The 19,877-nt window shown below is 31.4% G+C and carries 19 protein-coding genes; 17 read left to right on the top strand and 2 right to left on the bottom strand.

Going from position 1 to position 19,877, the window contains the following annotated elements; translation table 11 throughout:
• Positions 1–372: 372 nt before the first annotated feature.
• Positions 373–1,266 carry a nuclease-related domain-containing protein gene (locus tag CD129_RS02550; RefSeq protein ID WP_115337559.1) on the bottom strand — a complete coding sequence of 298 codons (894 nt, stop codon included), beginning with the start codon at positions 1,264–1,266 and terminating at the stop codon, positions 373–375.
• A 494-nt stretch (positions 1,267–1,760) separates the two neighbouring features.
• On the opposite strand from CD129_RS02550, the gene def reads away from it, so the two are divergent.
• From def to CD129_RS02480, 13 genes are all read left to right on the top strand, one after another.
• Positions 1,761–2,249 (top strand): peptide deformylase, encoded by a 489-nt coding sequence (gene def, locus CD129_RS02540; protein WP_078356098.1) that lies wholly within the window; start codon positions 1,761–1,763, stop codon positions 2,247–2,249.
• Positions 2,242–3,174 (top strand): methionyl-tRNA formyltransferase, encoded by a 933-nt coding sequence (fmt, locus tag CD129_RS02535; protein ID WP_115337557.1) that lies wholly within the window; start codon positions 2,242–2,244, stop codon positions 3,172–3,174. The genes def and fmt overlap by 8 nt, the downstream gene beginning before the upstream one ends.
• On the top strand, positions 3,171–4,481 hold the full coding sequence (gene rsmB, locus CD129_RS02530) for a 16S rRNA (cytosine(967)-C(5))-methyltransferase RsmB (protein ID WP_078356100.1): 1,311 nt from the start codon (positions 3,171–3,173) through the stop codon (positions 4,479–4,481). The genes fmt and rsmB overlap by 4 nt, the downstream gene beginning before the upstream one ends.
• 1 nt (position 4,482) lies before the next feature.
• Positions 4,483–5,574 (top strand): dual-specificity RNA methyltransferase RlmN, encoded by a 1,092-nt coding sequence (rlmN, locus tag CD129_RS02525; protein WP_078356101.1) that lies wholly within the window; start codon positions 4,483–4,485, stop codon positions 5,572–5,574.
• Positions 5,575–5,577: 3 nt separating this feature from the next.
• The gene (locus CD129_RS02520) at positions 5,578–6,324 is read left to right on the top strand and encodes a Stp1/IreP family PP2C-type Ser/Thr phosphatase (RefSeq protein WP_107509144.1); all 747 of its coding nucleotides are present in this window, start codon (positions 5,578–5,580) and stop codon (positions 6,322–6,324) included.
• Positions 6,321–8,306 carry a Stk1 family PASTA domain-containing Ser/Thr kinase gene (gene pknB, locus CD129_RS02515; RefSeq protein ID WP_115337556.1) on the top strand — a complete coding sequence of 662 codons (1,986 nt, stop codon included), beginning with the start codon at positions 6,321–6,323 and terminating at the stop codon, positions 8,304–8,306. The genes CD129_RS02520 and pknB overlap by 4 nt, the downstream gene beginning before the upstream one ends.
• A gap of 159 nt (positions 8,307–8,465) precedes the next feature.
• Positions 8,466–9,662, top strand: a complete 1,197-nt coding sequence (locus CD129_RS02510) for a hypothetical protein (RefSeq protein ID WP_115337555.1) — start codon at positions 8,466–8,468, stop codon at positions 9,660–9,662.
• A 76-nt stretch (positions 9,663–9,738) separates the two neighbouring features.
• Positions 9,739–11,028 carry a cytochrome P450 gene (locus CD129_RS02505; RefSeq protein ID WP_115337554.1) on the top strand — a complete coding sequence of 430 codons (1,290 nt, stop codon included), beginning with the start codon at positions 9,739–9,741 and terminating at the stop codon, positions 11,026–11,028.
• 155 nt (positions 11,029–11,183) lie between these two features.
• Complete coding sequence (locus CD129_RS02500) at positions 11,184–11,864, top strand: response regulator transcription factor (protein ID WP_078356106.1); 681 nt, start codon at positions 11,184–11,186, stop codon at positions 11,862–11,864.
• Positions 11,854–13,239, top strand: a complete 1,386-nt coding sequence (locus tag CD129_RS02495; protein WP_115337553.1) for a sensor histidine kinase — start codon at positions 11,854–11,856, stop codon at positions 13,237–13,239. The genes CD129_RS02500 and CD129_RS02495 overlap by 11 nt, the downstream gene beginning before the upstream one ends.
• Before the next feature lie 57 nt (positions 13,240–13,296).
• Complete coding sequence (rsgA, locus tag CD129_RS02490; protein ID WP_078356108.1) at positions 13,297–14,172, top strand: ribosome small subunit-dependent GTPase A; 876 nt, start codon at positions 13,297–13,299, stop codon at positions 14,170–14,172.
• A complete protein-coding gene (gene rpe / locus CD129_RS02485; RefSeq protein ID WP_115337552.1) occupies positions 14,172–14,819 on the top strand; it encodes a ribulose-phosphate 3-epimerase in 648 nt (215 codons plus the stop codon). The genes rsgA and rpe overlap by 1 nt, the downstream gene beginning before the upstream one ends.
• Before the next feature lie 8 nt (positions 14,820–14,827).
• On the top strand, positions 14,828–15,463 hold the full coding sequence (locus tag CD129_RS02480; protein ID WP_338121209.1) for a thiamine diphosphokinase: 636 nt from the start codon (positions 14,828–14,830) through the stop codon (positions 15,461–15,463).
• 54 nt (positions 15,464–15,517) lie between these two features.
• Here the strand turns inward: CD129_RS02480 and rpmB are convergent, their stop codons facing one another.
• Positions 15,518–15,706 (bottom strand): 50S ribosomal protein L28, encoded by a 189-nt coding sequence (rpmB, locus tag CD129_RS02475; protein WP_078356111.1) that lies wholly within the window; start codon positions 15,704–15,706, stop codon positions 15,518–15,520.
• 311 nt (positions 15,707–16,017) lie between these two features.
• Between rpmB and CD129_RS02470 the strand changes: the two genes are divergently transcribed.
• The 4 genes from CD129_RS02470 (at position 16,018) to sdaAA (ending at position 19,739) form a co-directional block, all read left to right on the top strand.
• Positions 16,018–16,392 carry an Asp23/Gls24 family envelope stress response protein gene (locus CD129_RS02470; RefSeq protein WP_016911554.1) on the top strand — a complete coding sequence of 125 codons (375 nt, stop codon included), beginning with the start codon at positions 16,018–16,020 and terminating at the stop codon, positions 16,390–16,392.
• Positions 16,393–16,407: 15 nt separating this feature from the next.
• Positions 16,408–18,060: a fatty acid kinase catalytic subunit FakA gene (fakA, locus tag CD129_RS02465; RefSeq protein WP_115337550.1), complete on the top strand. Its 1,653-nt coding sequence runs from the start codon at positions 16,408–16,410 to the stop codon at positions 18,058–18,060.
• A 130-nt stretch (positions 18,061–18,190) separates the two neighbouring features.
• The gene (sdaAB, locus tag CD129_RS02460; RefSeq protein ID WP_078356113.1) at positions 18,191–18,853 is read left to right on the top strand and encodes an L-serine ammonia-lyase, iron-sulfur-dependent subunit beta; all 663 of its coding nucleotides are present in this window, start codon (positions 18,191–18,193) and stop codon (positions 18,851–18,853) included.
• Between the two features lie 16 nt (positions 18,854–18,869).
• Positions 18,870–19,739: an L-serine ammonia-lyase, iron-sulfur-dependent, subunit alpha gene (sdaAA, locus tag CD129_RS02455; RefSeq protein WP_078356114.1), complete on the top strand. Its 870-nt coding sequence runs from the start codon at positions 18,870–18,872 to the stop codon at positions 19,737–19,739.
• Positions 19,740–19,877 lie beyond the last annotated feature (138 nt).

Below are 19,877 nucleotides of genomic sequence, written 5' to 3'. Positions count from 1 at the left end.
CCTCTACAATTTTTTCTTAGTCGATTACATTGTACTAAAGTGAGCTATATATGGCTCTTATTTTATTACACAATTATATGGACATATTCGTGTTAAAAGCAAATTGAGTAGAAATTGCTGATAAGAATGGCGTTAGAAGCAATTTGAGAAGAAACTGCTGATAAGAGTGGTGTTAAAAGCAAATTGAGAAGAAACTGCTGATAAGAGTGGCGTTAGAAGTAATTTGTGAAGAAACTGCTGATAAGAGTGGTGTTAAAAGCAATTTGAGAAGAAACTGCTGATAAGAGTGGCGTTAAAAGCAATATGAGAAGAAACTGCTGATAAGAGTGGCGTTAAAAGCAATTTGAGAAGAAACTGCTGATAAAGATATATCTATTTACTATCTAAAAAGAATTTTCTGTTTCTCCGTGTTAATGATAAAAAGTATTTCTTACAAACGCGTTCAATAGTATACTTTTTCACTGGATAACACCATACTATAGCTTCTTCAAAAGTAAAACTGTCTCTCTTTATAATATAAAGCTCTTTTAAATTAAAGAATACTATATCTTCGCATTTAATTTCTGACTTACAATATGAGCAACAATAAAGTGTTTTGTTATCTAATATTTTTATAGTATGCATTTTTCTACAGTTGGGGCATTTTATACCGGCATACTTTAAATCATATTTTGTCGTAATGTCTTTTTGATAATAAGAGGAGTGTTTCGATTCATTTTCTAGAAGTAAATTCAATATTTGATGGTTATCATTTGGAAGTTGTGGTGATAGTATTTTTGAGATTTTATCTAATTCATGTGGAAGTATTATATTTTGATTTATTGGCCATGTTCCTAAAGGGATTAAATGAGGATTAGTAAATACGATGTAAGATTCAATATCTAAAAATATTCCACATCTATGAAGTAATTTTTGAAGCTCATGCTTTATATTACGGACTTGGATTATAGGAGATTTGGTTATAATTCCATAATTATTTTTCAAAGTATCATGTTCAAAGTACCATTCGTCTTTATAATGTTTAACTTCAAAAACAACAAACTTATTACTAGTAGCTACTAGAAAATCTATTTGAACATGATTAGTAGAACCAAATTCGAATGAGTGAATATAAGAAATATTATTGAGAGAATCTAACATAGCAGTAAAATATTTCTCACCATCCTCTCCATTATGATAAGTAATTAAAAAATTCCTTTCCTCTTTACTTAATAAAGTTCTTCCTTCCAGTGCAGTTACGTATTTAATATAATCGTTAGCTTTCATATGACTATCCTTTCTATATTGTTATAAAAAAAGTAGATTTACTTATAATTAGATTGTATAACATTATATAATTAACATCTACAATAAAATTCCATTTTTAATAAATGATAGGTATACATAGAAATCACCATGAGACATAAAAATATGTTTAGAGATTTAAATCCAAATTCAAAGGTGTGAAGTGTTCGTATGTATAAGCAATTAATACTATCTTCTATTTTATGTTTCTAAACGTAGAACGAATGACTTGTTCGTCGGTCATCATTCAAGACCATTAGATGGTTTTACCTAATACAGGTGAAAGTGAAAATGGTCTAATCCAATTTACATTATTCTCACTTGTGATTTTATCTTTAGTTTGTGTGACAACTTTTTTAAAGAGAACTCAAAATTAAACAAATGTAATTAGCGATGGAGGATAAATATTCTCTGTCGCTTTTTATGTTGATTTACGTTATAATTATACGATGAGTTTTTAAAAAGGAGCGATAGAGATGGCTGTAAAACCACTTGTTACGGTACCAAATCCAATATTAAATAGAGAAGTTAAAGATGTTGTTACTTTCGATGAATCTTTAAAAGAATTGATTTCTAACTTAGAGGACACAATGTATGAAAATGATGGGGTAGGTATTGCTGCTCCTCAAATTGGTGTTGATCTTAAAGTTGCGATTGTTGATATGGAGCAAGAGGGTATTTTGCAGCTTATCAATCCAACAATTGTTTCTCAATCTGAAGAAACTGAAGCAGATGTAGAAGGTTGCTTGAGTGTTCCGGGTGTTTTTGGGGAAGTTAATAGAAGTAAAATGATTGTTGTTAATAGTAATGACTTGAATGGAAATAGTGTTGAATTAACGGCATACGATGATGTTGCTAGAATTATTTTACATGAGGTCGATCATTTATATGGTGAGTTGTTTACTGATAAAATGACGAGAGAAGTTAGTGAAGAAGAACTAGAGGAGATGTATAAGGATGAGTAAAATCGTATTCATGGGTACGCCAGATTTTTCTACAGGTATTTTAGAAATGCTTATTGAAGATCATGAAGTCATTGCTGTTGTTACTCAGCCAGATCGTCCTGTAGGTCGTAAGAAAGTACTAACGCCACCTCCAGTAAAAGAAGTAGCAATCAAACATAATATTCCTGTTTATCAACCTGAAAAATTAAATCATTCTTCTGAATTAGAAGAAATTATAAATTTAAAGCCTGATTTAATTGTGACTGCTGCTTTCGGGCAATTGTTACCAAAATCATTACTTGATGCACCGAAATATAAAGCAGTTAATGTACATGCTTCTCTATTGCCTAAATATAGAGGTGGAGCACCAATACATTATGCAGTGATGAATGGTGAAAAGAAAACGGGTGTCACAATTATGTATATGGCTGAAAAGCTAGATGCAGGTAATATCATTAGTCAAGATGAGATAATCATTAAAGAGAACGATACAGTAGGGGATGTTCATGATCAACTAGCAGTACTTGGTACAGCGTTATTGAAACGAACTTTACCTACTATTTTTAATGGAACGAACGAAAGTACACCTCAAGATGAATCTTTAGTAAGCTTTGCTTCTAATATTTCAAGAGAAGATGAAAGAATTGATTGGTCACAAGATGCTCAATCAATTCACAATCATATAAGAGGACTATCTCCATGGCCAGTTGCTTACACGACGATGAACGATAAGAATTTAAAACTTTGGAGAAGTGAAATTGTTGAAAATGTTAAAGGTGAACCTGGTGAAATTGCAGAAACGACAAAAGACTCTATAATTGTTGCAACTGGATCTGACAATGGTGTGGCTTTAACAGAAATACAATTAGCGGGTAAAAAACGCGTTAAAACACGTGATTACTTGAGCGGATTACAATCAAAAATTGATGGGACTAAACTAATATGATGAAAAACAATGTAAGATATGTTGCATTAACGATTCTAGACGATGTATTAACTGGAGAAGCATACAGTAATCTACAACTTAATGAAGCAATAAAAAATGAAGCAATTTCTAAAAAAGATGTAGGACTACTAACTGAACTAGTATACGGCACACTACAAAGAAAGCTTACTTTAGAATACTTAATAGAGCCATTTATTCAAACCAAGTTAAAAGGTTGGATGAAACGTTTATTAACAATGAGCGCATATCAGTTTGTGTATTTGGATAAAGTACCTGACCATGCAATAATTAACGAGGCAGTTAATATTGCAAAAGTACGAGGTGATTTGCATAATAGTAAAGCTATTAATGCAATTCTTAGAAACTTTATGTCATCTCCGCTAAGAACTTTAGATGAAATTAAACATGATGATAAACGATTATCTATTGAAGGAAGCGTACCTCTTTGGTTAACTAAACATTGGATTACACATTTTGGTTATGAGAAGACAAGAGAAATGTGTTTATTAAGTTTAACGCCTCCAAACACTACTGTCAGAGTCAATACGACAAGAATATCGGTTGAAGATGCAGTTGAAAGATTACAAAGTAATGGTTATACTGTCGAAATAGATAAAGATATCGAAAGATGTTTACACATTAAAGGTGAACCAATCGTCAATGATCGATTATTTAAAGATGGGTTGTTATCTGTTCAAGATAAGAGTTCAATGTTCGTAGCAGAAATTTTAAATCCAAAAGAAAACAGTACTGTATTAGATACATGTAGTGCACCTGGCGGAAAGACTTGTCATATTGCAGAAATGATGAACCAAACTGGCCAAGTTGATGCATATGATATTCATCCCCATAAAATAGATTTAATTGATTTTAATGTCAAAAAATTAAGATTAGAAAATGTTACAACAGATGTTCATGATGCAACTAAACCATTTGATAAGACATATGATTATGTACTAGTTGATGCTCCTTGTAGTGGATTCGGTGTTATGAGAAGAAAGCCAGAAATTAAATATGATAAAACTGCTAAAGATGTAGAATCTTTATGGCATTTACAATTAGAAATATTGGAAAATGCAAGTAAATCTCTAGCACCTGGTGGAGAGCTTGTATACTCAACTTGTACGATTGAACAAATGGAAAATGAAAATGTTGTTTATTCATTTTTAAAAGCAAATCCAGAGTTTGAGTTTGCTCTATTTAATGATCCAAGAACCAATCAAGAAACAAAAACATTACAGTTATTACCGCAAGATTATAATTCAGACGGATTCTTTATTACTAAAATTAAGAGAAAGGAAAGATAATATGCCAGCGATACAGAAAAAGCGCAATAAATTTATGCCAAACTTCGAAAGACCTTCAATATACTCTTTACAGTTAGGAGAATTAGAAGATTGGTTGATTGATCAATCAGAACCGAAGTTTAGAGCTAAACAAATCTTTGATTGGTTATACGTTAAAAGAGTAGATGCTTTTAGTGAAATGACTAATTTATCAATAGAATTAAGAGAAAAATTAGTTCAATCATTTGAAATTACAACGTTAGAAGTAGCTGTTAAACAAGAAAGTAAAGACGGTACAATTAAATTCCTATTTGAATTACAAGATGGATATACTATTGAAACAGTTTTAATGAGACATGAATACGGAAACTCAGTATGTGTAACAACACAAGTAGGCTGTAGAATAGGTTGTACATTCTGTGCATCTTCTATAGGTGGGTTAAAACGTAATCTTGAAGCAGGAGAAATTGTGGCTCAAGTATTAACAGTTCAAAAAGCTTTAGATGAATCAGATGAACGTGTAAGCCAAGTTGTAATTATGGGAATTGGTGAACCATTTGAAAATTATGATGAAATGATGGGCTTCTTAAAAATTATTAATCATGATAAAGGCTTGAATATCGGTGCACGTCATATTACAGTATCTACATCAGGTATCATTCCTAAAATTTATGATTTCGCAGATGAATCTCTTCAAATTAATTTTGCGGTAAGTTTACACGCTGCAGATAATGAAACACGTTCAAGATTAATGCCAATAAACAGAGCTTATGATTTAGATAAATTAATGGAAGCTATAGAATATTATGTTAGTAAAACAAACAGAAGAATCACTTTTGAATATGGCTTATTTGGTGGCGTAAATGACCAAGTACATCATGCAAAAGCTTTAGCAAAATTAATCAAAAATTTAAATTGTCATGTTAACTTAATTCCAGTAAATCATGTACCTGAACGTGATTATGTTAAGACTTCAAAAGAAGATATCTTTAAATTTGAAAAAGAATTAAAAAGAAATGGCATAAATGCTACAATTAGACGTAATCAAGGTGCAGATATCGATGCTGCATGTGGTCAACTAAGAGCAAAAGAGCGAAAAGAAGAAACGAGGTAAGAAATCATGGAAGCACGTTTTTTTACAGATGTCGGTCAATTTCGAGAACAAAATGAAGATGCAGGTGGTATCTACACGAACCAAACTGGGCAAGTCCTATTAGTGATTTGTGATGGAATGGGTGGACATGCTGCAGGTGAAGTTGCAAGTCAATTTGTGAATGATTCACTTAAGGATAGATTCGAAGAAGAAAATTATATTGAATATGATCATGCTGAAGATTGGTTGAAATCCAATCTTGCAGATATTAATAGACAATTATATAACGAGTCTATGAACAACGAAGAATTTAGAGGCATGGGTACAACTTGTGTTTGTATAATTGTATATGAAAAAGATATCGTTGTTGCTAATATAGGTGATTCACGTGCTTACCTGATCAACAGTCGTGAAATGATGCAATTAACAAATGATCATACATTTGTTAATCATCTTGTTACGATTGGAGAAATATCTAAAGAAGAGGCTTTTACACATCCTCAAAGAAATATAATAACGAAAGTAATGGGTACAGATAAACGAGTTAAGCCAGATGTTTTTTACTATAACACTAAATATTATGACTATCTTTTATTAAATTCTGATGGTTTAACTGATTATTTACGTGAAGATGATGTACAACAAATTATTATGACTCATAAAGGTTCAACGGAAGATATAGGTGAAACACTTATAGAAGAAACCATTGAAGCTGAAGGTAAAGATAATATTTCTTTAGTATTATACCCATTTGAAGGTGGGAAAATATGATAGGTCGCATAATCGCCGGTCGCTATGAATTTGTGAAATATCTAGGTGGCGGTGGCATGAGTAATGTTTATTTAGCAAAAGATAACATCTTAAACCGTGATGTAGCGGTTAAAGTCATCAACATACCGCCATATGAAAAAGAAAAAGCAGTTGAACGTTTTGAAAGAGAAGTTCAGAACACAACTATTTTGAGTCATAATAATATTGTGAATGTGTTGGACGTTGAAGAAGATGATAATTGTTATTACTTAGTTATGGAATATATAGATGGTCCTACATTAAAGGAGTATTTATGTAAAGAAGGTAAGTTATCTGCAGAAGAAGCGGTAGAAATGACGCTTCAAATATTAAAAGGCATTGCACATGCACATCATCATCGAATTATTCATAGAGATATAAAACCACAAAATATTTTAATGACTAAAAAGGGTACTTTAAAAATATTAGATTTCGGTATAGCTAGAGCTTTAAGTGAAACTGCATTGACTGAAACGAATCATGTAATGGGATCAGTTCAATATTTATCTCCTGAACAAGCTAAAGGTCAATCTACTGATGAATCATCTGATATATATTCAATTGGTATCGTATTATTTGAATTGTTAACAGGACATCCGCCATTTAATGGAGAAACACCTGTAAGTGTTGCAATTAAACATATTCAAGAAGAACTGCCTTTTGTTCGAAATGAACGACCATCAGTACCTCAAAGTTTAGAAAACGTTATAATGAAAGCAACACAAAAAGAAAAAGCTTTAAGGTATCGTGATACTAATGAAATGTATAATGATTTATTAACGGCTTTAGATGAAGAGCGTAAAGATGAAACACCAAGATACGAATCGAGTTCTGAAACAAAGACAATACCTGTCGTAAAAACTGATGACAATGGAGACCAAACCAAGACAGTTCCAGTTGCAGCTACAGGTCACAGTACTTCAAACAGTGTAAATCAAGAAAATGAAAAACCTAAACATAAAAGAAACAAATGGTTAATTGTCTTTGTACCAATTCTTTTATTATGTATGCTAGTTGGAGCAATAGGATTTGCTTTAACGGCACCTAAATATGAAGACGTACCAAACTTACTAGGCAAATCTAGAGGTGAGGCAACTGCTTTATTAAATGAAAAAGGATTGCGTAAAGGAAAAATCACTGAAGACTATAGTAATAACTTCAAAGAAGGCGAAGTTATGAAAGTTACACCTAAAGTAGGTACGAAAGTAAAAGAAATGTCTAAAGTTGATTTAGTTATTTCAAAAGGTGTTAAGACATTCACAATAGAGGATTACGTCGGTAAATCAGCTGATAATACTAAAAAGCAATTAGAGAAGCAAGGCTTTGAATCTGTTCGAATAAAAGAAGAATATGACAAAGCTGAAAATGGTACAATTATTAACCAAAATGTTGAACCAGGTAGTAAAGTAGTGCCTAAAGACACGATGATTATATTAACAAAATCAATAGGTGTACAACAAGAATATGTTAAAGACTATACTGGTGAAGAGGTTGCGACAGCAACTTCTGAACTAGAATCATTAGGATTTAAAGTTGAAACTAATGAGGTTGACAGTGAAGAATCAAAAGATACTGTAGTTAAGCAGTCATTTAAAAATGGTCAACTACCTGTTGAATCCACGTTATATCTTGATGTGTCAAAAGGCAAAGACTCTAACAAAGACAAATCTGATGATAAGCAAGACGACAAATCTGATGATAAAGACAGTCTTAGAGACAAGACTTATACTCAATCTGTTTATATACCTTTTACAGGATCAGATAAGAATAAAGGTCAAAAAGTAGAAATTTTTGTAAAAGATAAAACTAATGATATAAAAGAAGTATCTGATTCATTTACTATTAAGAAAGATACAACGAAAAGTATTGATTTCACGATTCCTAAAGGTGAATCAGCTGAATACCGTGTAGAAGTAGACGGTAAAGAAATAGAAAGCAATACAATCGATTACGATGATTTTTAATTAATAATATAGCTATTTTCATAACTTGCCAATGTCTTGATATCATCCTTTTTAGACATGTTAGTTGTGGAAGTAGCTTTTTTTATAATTTTTTATATTTTTAATTGATTTAATAAGCGGTTATTAGTAAAATTTAGAAAATGAATCCGAGGTGAAAATATGCTTCCATATGTATCTTTGTATGAATATATGCACAAACAGGTTGAACATGCTATTCAAAATATTGATGAGAAGTATAATACCTATGACGAATATAAAAATATCGTTACTTCACCACAATTAACGGACCAAGTATTTATAGAAGTGATGAATAATTATTTCTTTGATATTGGTCTATTTAATACGAAAATAAAATCTTTAAAAGAACCTGAAAAAAAAGTTGGCATTAAAGTTAGAGCAACTAAAGATTCGCTTGTAGTAACAGAAGTTATAAATGATATTCGCTTTGTATTAGGCGATGAAATTGTAACATTATCTGGAGATCCTATAGAATTTTGTAGGAAGCGATATAAACGTTTGTTAGGCGATGAACCTTATCATCGTGAAGAATGGGAACATATTTTGACGTTTCAAAGTGAAGTGGATGTAAAGAGAAGCAATCAGTATTATCATTTTGAATTGAAAAAGTATCAATTAAATGATGAGGCTTCGATCAATGTGTATATTAAAGAAAATACACCTATTGCAGAGTTTGTTAGTAATATTACGTTTGAACAAACTGTGGAAGCTTTATATCAATTATCCAAAAGTAAACATTCATCAAAGGATATAATATTTGATTTTAGGAAAGCAACTTTTGATAAATTAAGTATTGCAGAATTTCTTATTCCATATTTTTATGAAATTGGCAATCAAGAAACAATATTAACTAGTGACACACATATAGTGATTAACCGTGAACGACATAAATCGTTATATAAACAAAAAATTGAACGAATTTTTAAACAATGCGAAGAAATGAATGAACAAGCATTTTATCAAAATTTAATGGATCAACCTTCAGGTAACTGGGAATATTTTGATGACAATAAAATCGACTTTATTGGTTTAAGTCGTTTTGAAAAAATAACGATTTTAATTGATAAAGATACTGAAAATGCAGCTGAATGGTTAGTTTATAAAGTGTCAAATTCGGGAATTGTTAATCTTGTAGGACGACCAACTAAAGGTAATTTGAAATTTTTTAATTTAGTAGATGAAGTTATAGACCAAAGATTTGTATTAACGTTTCCTGTCGAGAATGTGAACAATGAAATAAAAGATGAAGTTATATACCCGGAAATATTAATCGAATGGTCAAAAAGACACGCAATTGTAGATAAAGATATAAAATTTTCAATTGATAATAGTAGTTGATTGATTATTTTCCTAGAAAATGAAATAATATATAAGTATATGAAATTTACAATAATTTTTAGGGGGCAATGATTTTATGGGTAAGCAAATACCAAAAGATCGAGGGCTTGATAGTACATTTAAAGTTTTAAAAGAAGGATATAATTATGTGCCTAGTAGACTTGAAAAATTTGATTCTAATATTTTCGAATTAAGAGCTTTAGGCGGAAGAAGAACAGTAGTAATTAGCGGTAAAGAAGCTGCAGAGCTTTTTTATAACAATGAGTTAATTGAAAGACAAGGAACATTACCTAAACGTGTTGTAAATACTTTATTTGGTAAAGGTGCTATACATACTACTGGTGGTAAAAAACATATAGACCGTAAAGCTCTATTTATGTCTTTAATGACTGAAGAGAACTTAGACTACTTAAGAGAACTTACACGTAGTACTTGGTTTATGAATACTGAACGTATGGAAAGAATGGATGAAGTAAATGTTTATAAAGAATCTATAGTCTTATTAACTAAAGTAGGATTTAGATGGGCTGGTATCATTGCTTCTCCAGAAGAAATTGAAAGCTGCGCGAAAGATATGGATACAATGATAGATTCATTTAAAAATATCGGTACAGCATTTAAAGGTTATAAAGAAGCTAAACAAGCTAGAGCTAGAGTTGAAACTTTCCTTGAAAATCAAATTATTGCGGTACGTGAAGGCAAATTAACGCCTCCACAAGGTACAGCTTTACATGAATTTAGTCATTGGGAAGATTTCGAAGGTAACTTAATGGATTCTAGATTATGTGCTATTGACTTAATGAACGTAGTACGTCCTCTAGTAGCGATTAACCGTTTCGTTAGCTTTGGTGTTAAAGCGTTACATGACTATCCAGGAGAAGCTGAAAAAGTCTTCAATAACGAAGATGACTATGCTTATAAATTTGTGCAAGAAGTAAGAAGATTCTATCCTTTCGTGCCATTCTTACCTGGTAAAGCGGCAGTTGATATTGAATTTGATGGATATACAATTGAAAAAGATACTTTCTTAGTAATGGATATTTACGGAACATTGCATAAAGAAGGTTTATGGGAAAATCCTGAAAGATTCTATCCTAACCGTTTCAGTGATTGGGATGGTAGTCCGTTTGATTTAATTCCACAAGGTGGCGGAGATTATAATACAAATCACCGTTGTGCTGGTGAATGGATGACAATCATCATTATGGAAGAATCAATGAAATACTTCGCAAGAAATATTTCATATGATATGAAACAAGACCAAGATTTATCTGTGAAATTAAACAAATTACCTGGTCGAGTTGTAAGTGGAACAATTATTGAAAATGTAAATGCGTTAGTTAACCGTAACGTAGAATCTGTTTAATAACTTTACGCTATTTCAAATAGTTAAATGTAATTGGCTACCAACAAAAAATATAATTTGTTGGTAGTCTTTTTTTAAGTGAAGCGTTATATATTTGAGTTTTTTGTAATAAATACACAACATATTTGGTATCATTATAGGAAAGAGGTGATAACATGGTAACTTGTTTAGTAGTCGATGATGATCGATTTATATTAAATGATTTGAAAAGAGAAATAGAACGTGAAAATATAAATGTTGTAACTAGCCTCAGTGGAGAAGAAGCATTGGAAGTTGTTGAACATAAATATATAGACTTAGCTGTTGTAGATATTATGATGCCAGGTATGAATGGTTTTGAATTATGCCAAACGCTTAAAGAAAGTTTTGATATTCCAGTTATCATGTTAACTGCTAGAGATGAACTGAGTGATAAAGAAAATGCTTTCTTAGCCGGAACAGATGATTATGTCACTAAGCCATTTGAAATGAAAGAGCTTCTCTTTAGAATTAAGGCTGTTTTAAGAAGGTTTAAAATTAATTCTTCAAGTGAATTAAAAATAGGTAACACGCTTGTGAATTCTGTTGATATGGAAATAACAATTAACCAGAAATCAATGCTGCTACCTAAAAAAGAATTTGCACTTTTGGATTATTTAATGAGAAATAAAGATAAAGTATTGCAAAGAGATAAAATTATTGAGGTCGTATGGGGCATAGATTTTGAAGGTGATGAACGAACACTTGATGTCCATATAAAGCGATTAAGAAAAAGACTAGAAAAGTTGGAGAGCGATGTCTTGATAAAAACAGTGAGAGGCGTTGGTTACAAGGCGGTGCTTGAAGATGAAGTTTAAATCATTAGCACAGCGCATTACAATTTATACAATCGTAGTTATGACAGTCAGTTCAATTTTAGGGTTTATTCTGACAAATATATACTATCACATAGATTTAAAAGAAAAGAATGACTATAAAGTTACAAAAACTTTAAAACAAGTTCAAAAGTATATTGATAAAGATAATGAATTGGATTTGAATGCATATTTACAACATTTAAGTGAACTGCATTATCAAGCTATTTTATACGATGATAAGATGGAAGCAACATATTATGGTGATCATTTTAGAAAATATAATTTAAATGAGAAAGCTGTTAAACAAGTATTGAGTAGTAACACGTATCATGGAATAAAAGAACGCCCATTTAATATTTTTATAACAGGGTTCTTTGACAATGAAACACGAAATACTGTTGGTGTGAAATTAGAGCATCAAGGAGCGGAATATGCTCTGTTTTTAAGACCAAGTGTCGGCTTAATGCTAGGTGAATTTAGAATATTTTTAGCGATTTTACTTGTGCTATTGGTCATTATTTCATTAGTGTTAGTGATGTTTTCAAGTCACTCACTTGCTACGCCAATCAGAAGATTAATGAAGACGACAGAGTCATTAGGTAAAGGTGATTTTGATGTGCAAATTAAAGTAACAAGAGACGATGAAATCGGAATTCTACAATATAGATTTATTGAAATGAGAGACGAGTTAAAACAACTTGAAACAATGCGCCAATCTTTTGTACAAAACGTATCTCACGAAATAAAATCCCCATTACAATCTATTCTAAGTTTGTTAAGAGAACTAGAATACGAAGAAGTTGAAAGTAAAAGAGTACAAATCATAGAGGATATATACGGTAGAGCATATCGCTTAAGTAATTTGACGAAACAACTATTATTATTATCTGAATTAGATAATAGCGAACACTTTTCATTTAATGAGACTGTTGAATTAAATAAAGTAATGAAAGAAGTCGTCAGAAATTTAAATTATTTATTAGACGAGAAAGAAGTATCTATAATTTTTGATATGGAAGAAATAGTAATTCAAGGTAATAATAAATTGTTATACCAAGCATTTTATAATATTTTAAATAATGCGATTAAATATTCTCCAGAATATAGCATGATTCAAATTAAAGTATTTCAACAAGATGACTTTATAACTGTAGCAATCATTGATGAAGGTTATGGAATGTCACAAGAACAATTAAGTCAGATTAAAGATAGATTTTATAAAGGGGATCAATCACATAATGTGCATGTTGATAGTAATGGTCTAGGTTTATCGATTGTTGATTCTATTGTTGAACATCATGATGCTCATATTTTCTTTAATAGTGAAGTTGATAAAGGTACTAAAGTTACAATTTTGTTCAAAAATAATGTGTGATGACTATAAAGTTATCCTCATTTGGTATAATAAAAATAAAGTGAGGCAGGTGTTATATTGAAAACTGGTCGTATTATAAAATCAATTAGTGGCGATTATTCAGTTCAAACTAGTGATGGCGTATATATTACAAAAGCTAGAGGTTTATTTCGAAAGAAGAAAATGTCTCCAGTAGTAGGAGATATAGTAGATTTTCAAGTTGAAAATAAGACTGGTGGTTATATTCATCATATCCATACAAGAGAAAATATTTTATTAAGACCACCTGTTTCTAATATAGACAGAGTCATTGTAGTGATTAGTGCGATTGAACCTGAATTTAGTCAACAATTGTTAGATAGATTTTTAGTAGTGGTACATTCATATCATATTACCCCTATAATATGCGTCACTAAAAAAGATTTAGCAAATAAAGTTGAAATTAGTAAAATAGAAGAAATATTAAAAAATTATGAAGAAGTCGGCTATGAAACACTATTTGTTGGTGAAGACGATGATTTAACACAATCTATTAAACCGTTAATCAAAGGTATAATTGTATTAAGTGGACAATCAGGTGTCGGTAAATCAACAATTATGAATCGTCTATTTAAAGATTTAAACTTGGAAACAAATAAAATATCAAAAGCACTTAATAGAGGTAAACATACGACAAGACATGTAGAATTGTATGAAATGGAAGATGGTTACTTAGCGGATACACCTGGCTTTAGTGCTTTAGATTTCTCTCATATAGAAAAAGAAGAGTTGGCTGACCTGTTTCCAGAATTTGAAGCGATCAAGTCAGAGTGTAAATTTAGAAATTGTACACATATTAACGAACCAAAGTGTGCAGTAAAAGAACTTATCGAAGAAAAAGAATTTTATAAATTAAGATATAAGCACTATTTAACATTGTTTGAAGAAATTCAAAATAGAAAGGTAAGATATTAATGGTTAAAATAGCACCTTCACTTTTAGCATGTGATTTTGCAATATTGAAAGAAGAAGTAACGAGCGTTAAAGAATCTGGAGCAGAGATACTTCATTTTGATGTAATGGACGGTCAATTCGTACCAAATATTTCTATTGGATTACCAATCTTAGAATCATTGAGAAAAGTAACAGATATGACAATTGATACACATTTAATGATTGAAAATCCAGAACAAATGATCGATTTATTTTGTGAAGCAGGAAGTGATATGGTATCTGTACATTATGAAGCAACAAACCATATTCATAGAGCAATTCAACAAATTAAGTCACATAATAAATTAGCAGGTGTTGTTATTAACCCTGGTACACCTGTAGAACTATTATCTCAAATACTAGTTGATTTAGACTTCGTACTTATCATGACGGTAAACCCTGGTTTTGGTGGACAAGGATTTATTGAAAGTACATTAGATAAAATAACTTGGTTAAATCAATATAGAAAAGATAATAATTTAAACTATGAAATAGAAGTAGATGGTGGCATAAACGATCAAACAGGAAAATTATGTAAAGATCAAGGAGCAGATATTTTAGTTGCAGGATCTTATTATTTCAAACATGAAGACTATAAAGAACCAGTTCGTAAATTAAAGGGTGAATAATTTTGAAAGTGAATTTATTATGTAGTTTACGTAATGTAGATGAAAGTGTTTTTCTAGAACAACAATCTGACTGGATAGGTGTAGATAGAGGTACTTTAGAATTATTAAATCATCAAATAAAACCTATAGCAGCAGTTGGTGATTTTGACTCAGTCACAGAGAAAGAGTTAAATCAAATAAAAGAACAAATTGAAATTGACCCATTAAAAAAGGAAAAAGATGATACAGATTTAGCATTAGCAGTTAATCTTGCAGTCGAATTAGGTTACTCTGAAATTAAGATATATGGAGCAACTGGTGGTCGCTTAGATCACTTTATGGGTGCAATTCAAATATTAACTAAACCAGAATTTTTAGCAGATGATATTAAAATATCTCTAATTGATCATCAAAATATAATTAATGTTTTGAAACCGGGGAATCATAGAATTTCACAAATTGAGGGTATGAAGTATATCTCTTTTGTACCTTTAACATCAAATATTCGTGTGAAATTAGAACAATTTAAATATGAATTACCATATACAACTTTAGAACAAGGTTCGACTTTGACTATTAGTAATGAGTTTAAAGAAGGGTTTGAACAGCCTAAAGTAACAGTTGAGCTTGGAAATATATTAGTGATTCAAAGTAAAGATAAATAAAAAAAGAGAACCTTCCACACAAAGGTTCTCTTTACTATATGTGACTTATATTCATTAAACGCGTGTAACTTTACCTGATTTAAGAGCACGAGCAGAAACCCATACACGTTTAGGTTTACCGTCAACTAAAATTCTAACTTTTTGTAAGTTAGCGTTCCAACGACGTTTGTTAGCATTTAATGCGTGAGAACGATTATTACCCGTTCTAGCTTTACGACCTGTTACGAAACATTCTTTAGCCATAAATATCCTCCTTTAATGAAATATAAATACACATTTATTTACGTTTACACACTTTAATAATATAACACGCAGGTATAATTTATTCAACGGATTTTTTACAAAAAACAGAAAAAATAATAACAAATTTCGGAAAAAGTGTTTTAAAGTTCGATTTATTTGTTATAATGATATCTTGTGAAAACGTTGTATAAAATAACGTGAATAAAATTATGAATTCTTGCGATTTGAGTATGTTATTAAGTATAATTAAACAGAACATATAAAAGTAAAGATAGTTATTTATAACTTAGATGTGTAGGAGGGACGTAATCATGACTTTAGAAATTACAAATGAGTATGGAAGTATCGATATTTCAAATGATGTTATCGCAACACTTGCTGGCGGAGCTGCAGTAGAATGTTATGGTATCGTAGGAATGGCAAGTAAACACCAAGTAAGAGATGGAATTGCTGAAATTCTAGGACGTGACAATTATGCCAAAGGTGTTATTGTATCTCAAAATGAAGGTGTACTTGATGTAGATATGTATATAATTGTGAGTTATGGTACGAAAATCTCAGAAATAGCAAACAATGTCCAATCTGCTGTTAAATATACTTTAGAACAATCATTAAATTTAAAAGTCAACGCAGTAAACATATATATCCAAGGTGTTAGAGTTATTAATGATGATGAGGAAGCATAGGGAGGCAATTAGAGTATGAAAAAGATTGACGGCAAATTGTTTGCTGACATGATCGTTCAAGGATCAGACAGTTTATCAAACAATGCAGACTTTGTAGATTCTTTAAACGTATTTCCAGTTCCAGATGGAGATACAGGTACAAATATGAATTTATCTATGTCATCTGGTGCTGCTGAGGTGAAATCTCAAGATAGCGCACATATCGGTGAAGTGGGTAAAGTATTTTCAAAAGGTTTATTAATGGGAGCAAGAGGTAACTCAGGTGTTATCTTATCTCAATTATTTAGAGGATTCTCAAAATCAATTGAGAATGAAAGTGAAATTGACGCTAAACAATTTGCTAAAGCTTTCCAGTCTGGTGTTAACACTGCTTATAAGGCTGTTATGAAGCCAGTAGAAGGAACTATTTTAACTGTAGCGAGAGTTGCAGGTGAAGCAGCTATGAATTCTTCAGAAACGACAGATGATATCATTACAATTATGGAAGCTGTAATTGAACAAGGACAAAAAGCGTTAGAAAATACACCCAATCAATTGCCTGTACTTAAAGAAGTCGGTGTAGTTGATAGTGGTGGACAAGGCTTGATGTTTGTATACGAAGGCTTCTTAGCAACTTTAAAAGGTGAAAAAATTGAACCTTTTAAAGAAAAAGTTAATACTGATGAATTTATAAATGATGACCACGATTTTGGTGGTGTTATGAATACAGAAGACATCGTATTTGGTTATTGTACTGAAATTATGGTTCGCTTTGGAAAAGATAAAAAACCTTTCAATGAAGACCAATTTAGAGAAGATATGAGTCAATTTGGTGATTCTTTATTAGTGATTTCAGATGATGAAATCGTTAAAATTCATGTGCATTCAGAAACTCCGGGAGAAGTGCTTACATATGGCAGCCAGTACGGAGAACTTATCAAAATTAAAATCGAAAATATGCGTGAACAACATAGAGAAGTACTTAGAAAAAGTGCAGATAAGAAAATTAAGCAAGAACAGCAACAAGAAGCTGTAGACACAGCTATTATTACGATTTCTATGGGCGAAGGTATAACTAAGTTATTCAAATCACTTGGTGCTACACATGTAATAAGTGGTGGCCAAACAATGAATCCTTCAACAGAAGATATCGTAAAAGTTGTTAAACAATCTGGTTGTAAAAATGCAATCATATTACCAAATAATAAAAATATTATAATGGCAGCTGAGCAAGTAGGGCATTTAGTTGATATTCCAGTAGCTGTTGTGACTTCAAAAACAGTTTCTCAAGGACTTTCAGCGATGTTAAACCTTAATTTAGAACAATCAATTGAAGAAAACAAAGCTCAAATGGAAGAAGCGATGAGTTTTGTTAAATCTGGATCTGTAACTTATGCTGTTAGAGATACAAATATTGATGGTATAACTATTAAAAAAGGCGAATACATGGGAATACATGAAAGCAGTATTAAAGTAAGTGATGCTGATCATCTTTCAGTTAGTAAGAAATTAATCGATGAAATGATTGATGAAGATAGTGAAATCCTAACAATTATAAAAGGTGAAGATGCTTCTGATGACGAAGTTGCTCAATTAGAATCATACATTGAAGAAAACTATGAAGATGTTGAAGTAGAAGTACATCAAGGTGATCAACCGATCTATTCATTCTTGTTCTCAGTAGAATAATTTTGTTAAATAAAAAACAACAATGTTAAACAAAAAACATTGTTGTTTTTTATATTCTAAAACGCTTACAAAATGTATTGAAATTGTTATAATGATAAGGTGAAATTAAAAGAGAAGCGAGTGATTATTGATGAAATATAGAAGTGTCTTTGACATTATAGGTCCTGTCATGGTTGGACCATCTTCATCACATACTGCAGGAGCAGTTAGAATTGGTTTGATAGCTAGAGGGTTATTTGATGGGAAACCAGATCATATAGATATATATTTGTACGGGTCTTTTATGGAAACATATAAAGGTCATGGAACAGATGTTGCACTTGTTGGAGGTATTTTAGGTTATGATACTGATGACGACAGAATCAAAACGAGCTTAGAAGAAGCTGAACAACAAGGAATAGATGTTAACTTTATCGAAATGTTCGAGGAAAGATCGCATCCTAATACTGCAATAATAAGTATGAGAAATAAAGAAATGGAAATTTCAGTTGAAGGTATTTCTATTGGTGGCGGTAAAGTGGAAATCGTTGCAATAAATGGTTTCCAAATAGCGATCAGTGGGAATTATCCAGCATTATTAGTATTCCATAATGATACGTTTGGTACGATTGGAAAAGTTACAAATGTATTTGGTGATCATCAAATTAATGTTGGAAGTATGCAAGTTGCCCGTAAAGAAAAAGGTGAACTTGCTTTAATGACTTGTGAACTAGACGATGATATCCCAGAAGATGTATTAGGGAAAATAAAAGATATCGATGGTGTACAAACAGTGTCATTAATGGGGGAATAATAGAAGGAGGGTTATCATGTTCCAAAGTGTGAAAGAACTTATAGAAATTTGTGAACGAGAAAATAAAAAAATATACGAAGTCATGATTGAACAGGAAATGCGTGTTTCGAAGCTCTCCAAAGAAGAAATATATCAAAATATGGAACGCAATTTAGATACAATGGAAAAAGCGATAGAACGTGGTATTAATGGTGTATCATCTACAACTGGATTAACAGGCATGGATGCTGTATTATTACAAAAATATTTAGAAAGTGGTCAGTCACTTTCAGGTGATTTAATGATTGATGCTGTTAGCAAAGCAGTAGCTACAAATGAAGTTAATGCAGCAATGGGTAAAATTTGTGCAACACCTACAGCAGGTTCGGCAGGCGTCGCTCCTGGTGTGTTGTTTGCACTTAAAAAAAGATTGAATCCAACTAGAGAAGATATGATTCATTTCTTATTTACAACAGGTGCTTTTGGTTTTGTCGTTGCAAATAATGCATCTATTTCTGGCGCAGCAGGTGGATGTCAAGCAGAAGTTGGTTCTGCAGCTGCAATGAGTGCAGCCGCAACAGTGGAAATGGCTGGAGGTACACCTCAACAATCTGCAGAAGCATTTGCAATTAGTTTAAAAAATATGCTCGGACTTGTTTGTGACCCAGTTGCAGGATTAGTAGAAGTTCCTTGTGTTAAAAGAAATGCAGCAGGTGCATCAAATGCAGTAATTTCAGCTGATATGGCATTAGCAGGTGTGAAATCAAGAATACCTACTGATGAAGTAATAGAAGCTATGTATAAAATTGGGCAAACAATGCCATCAGCTCTACGTGAAACAGGACGTGGTGGATTGGCAGGTACGCCTACAGGTGAAAGATTAAAACAAGAAATATTTGGTAACTAGAATGGATATTTAGAGGCTATGACAAAACTTTATTGTCACAGTCTCTTTTTTCCTACGATTAGTCAAGTACTAGTATTAAAAAATGGCATACTAAAATAGACCTTATGATTTTATTTTTTTTAATAAGGTGTTAATATA

Source organism: Mammaliicoccus fleurettii (assembly GCF_003970575.1).
GTDB classification, from domain to species: Bacteria; Bacillota; Bacilli; order Staphylococcales; family Staphylococcaceae; genus Mammaliicoccus; species Mammaliicoccus fleurettii.
The sequence above is the reverse complement of the archived record's forward strand: the minus strand, read 5'-3'. Positions and strand labels throughout refer to the sequence as shown.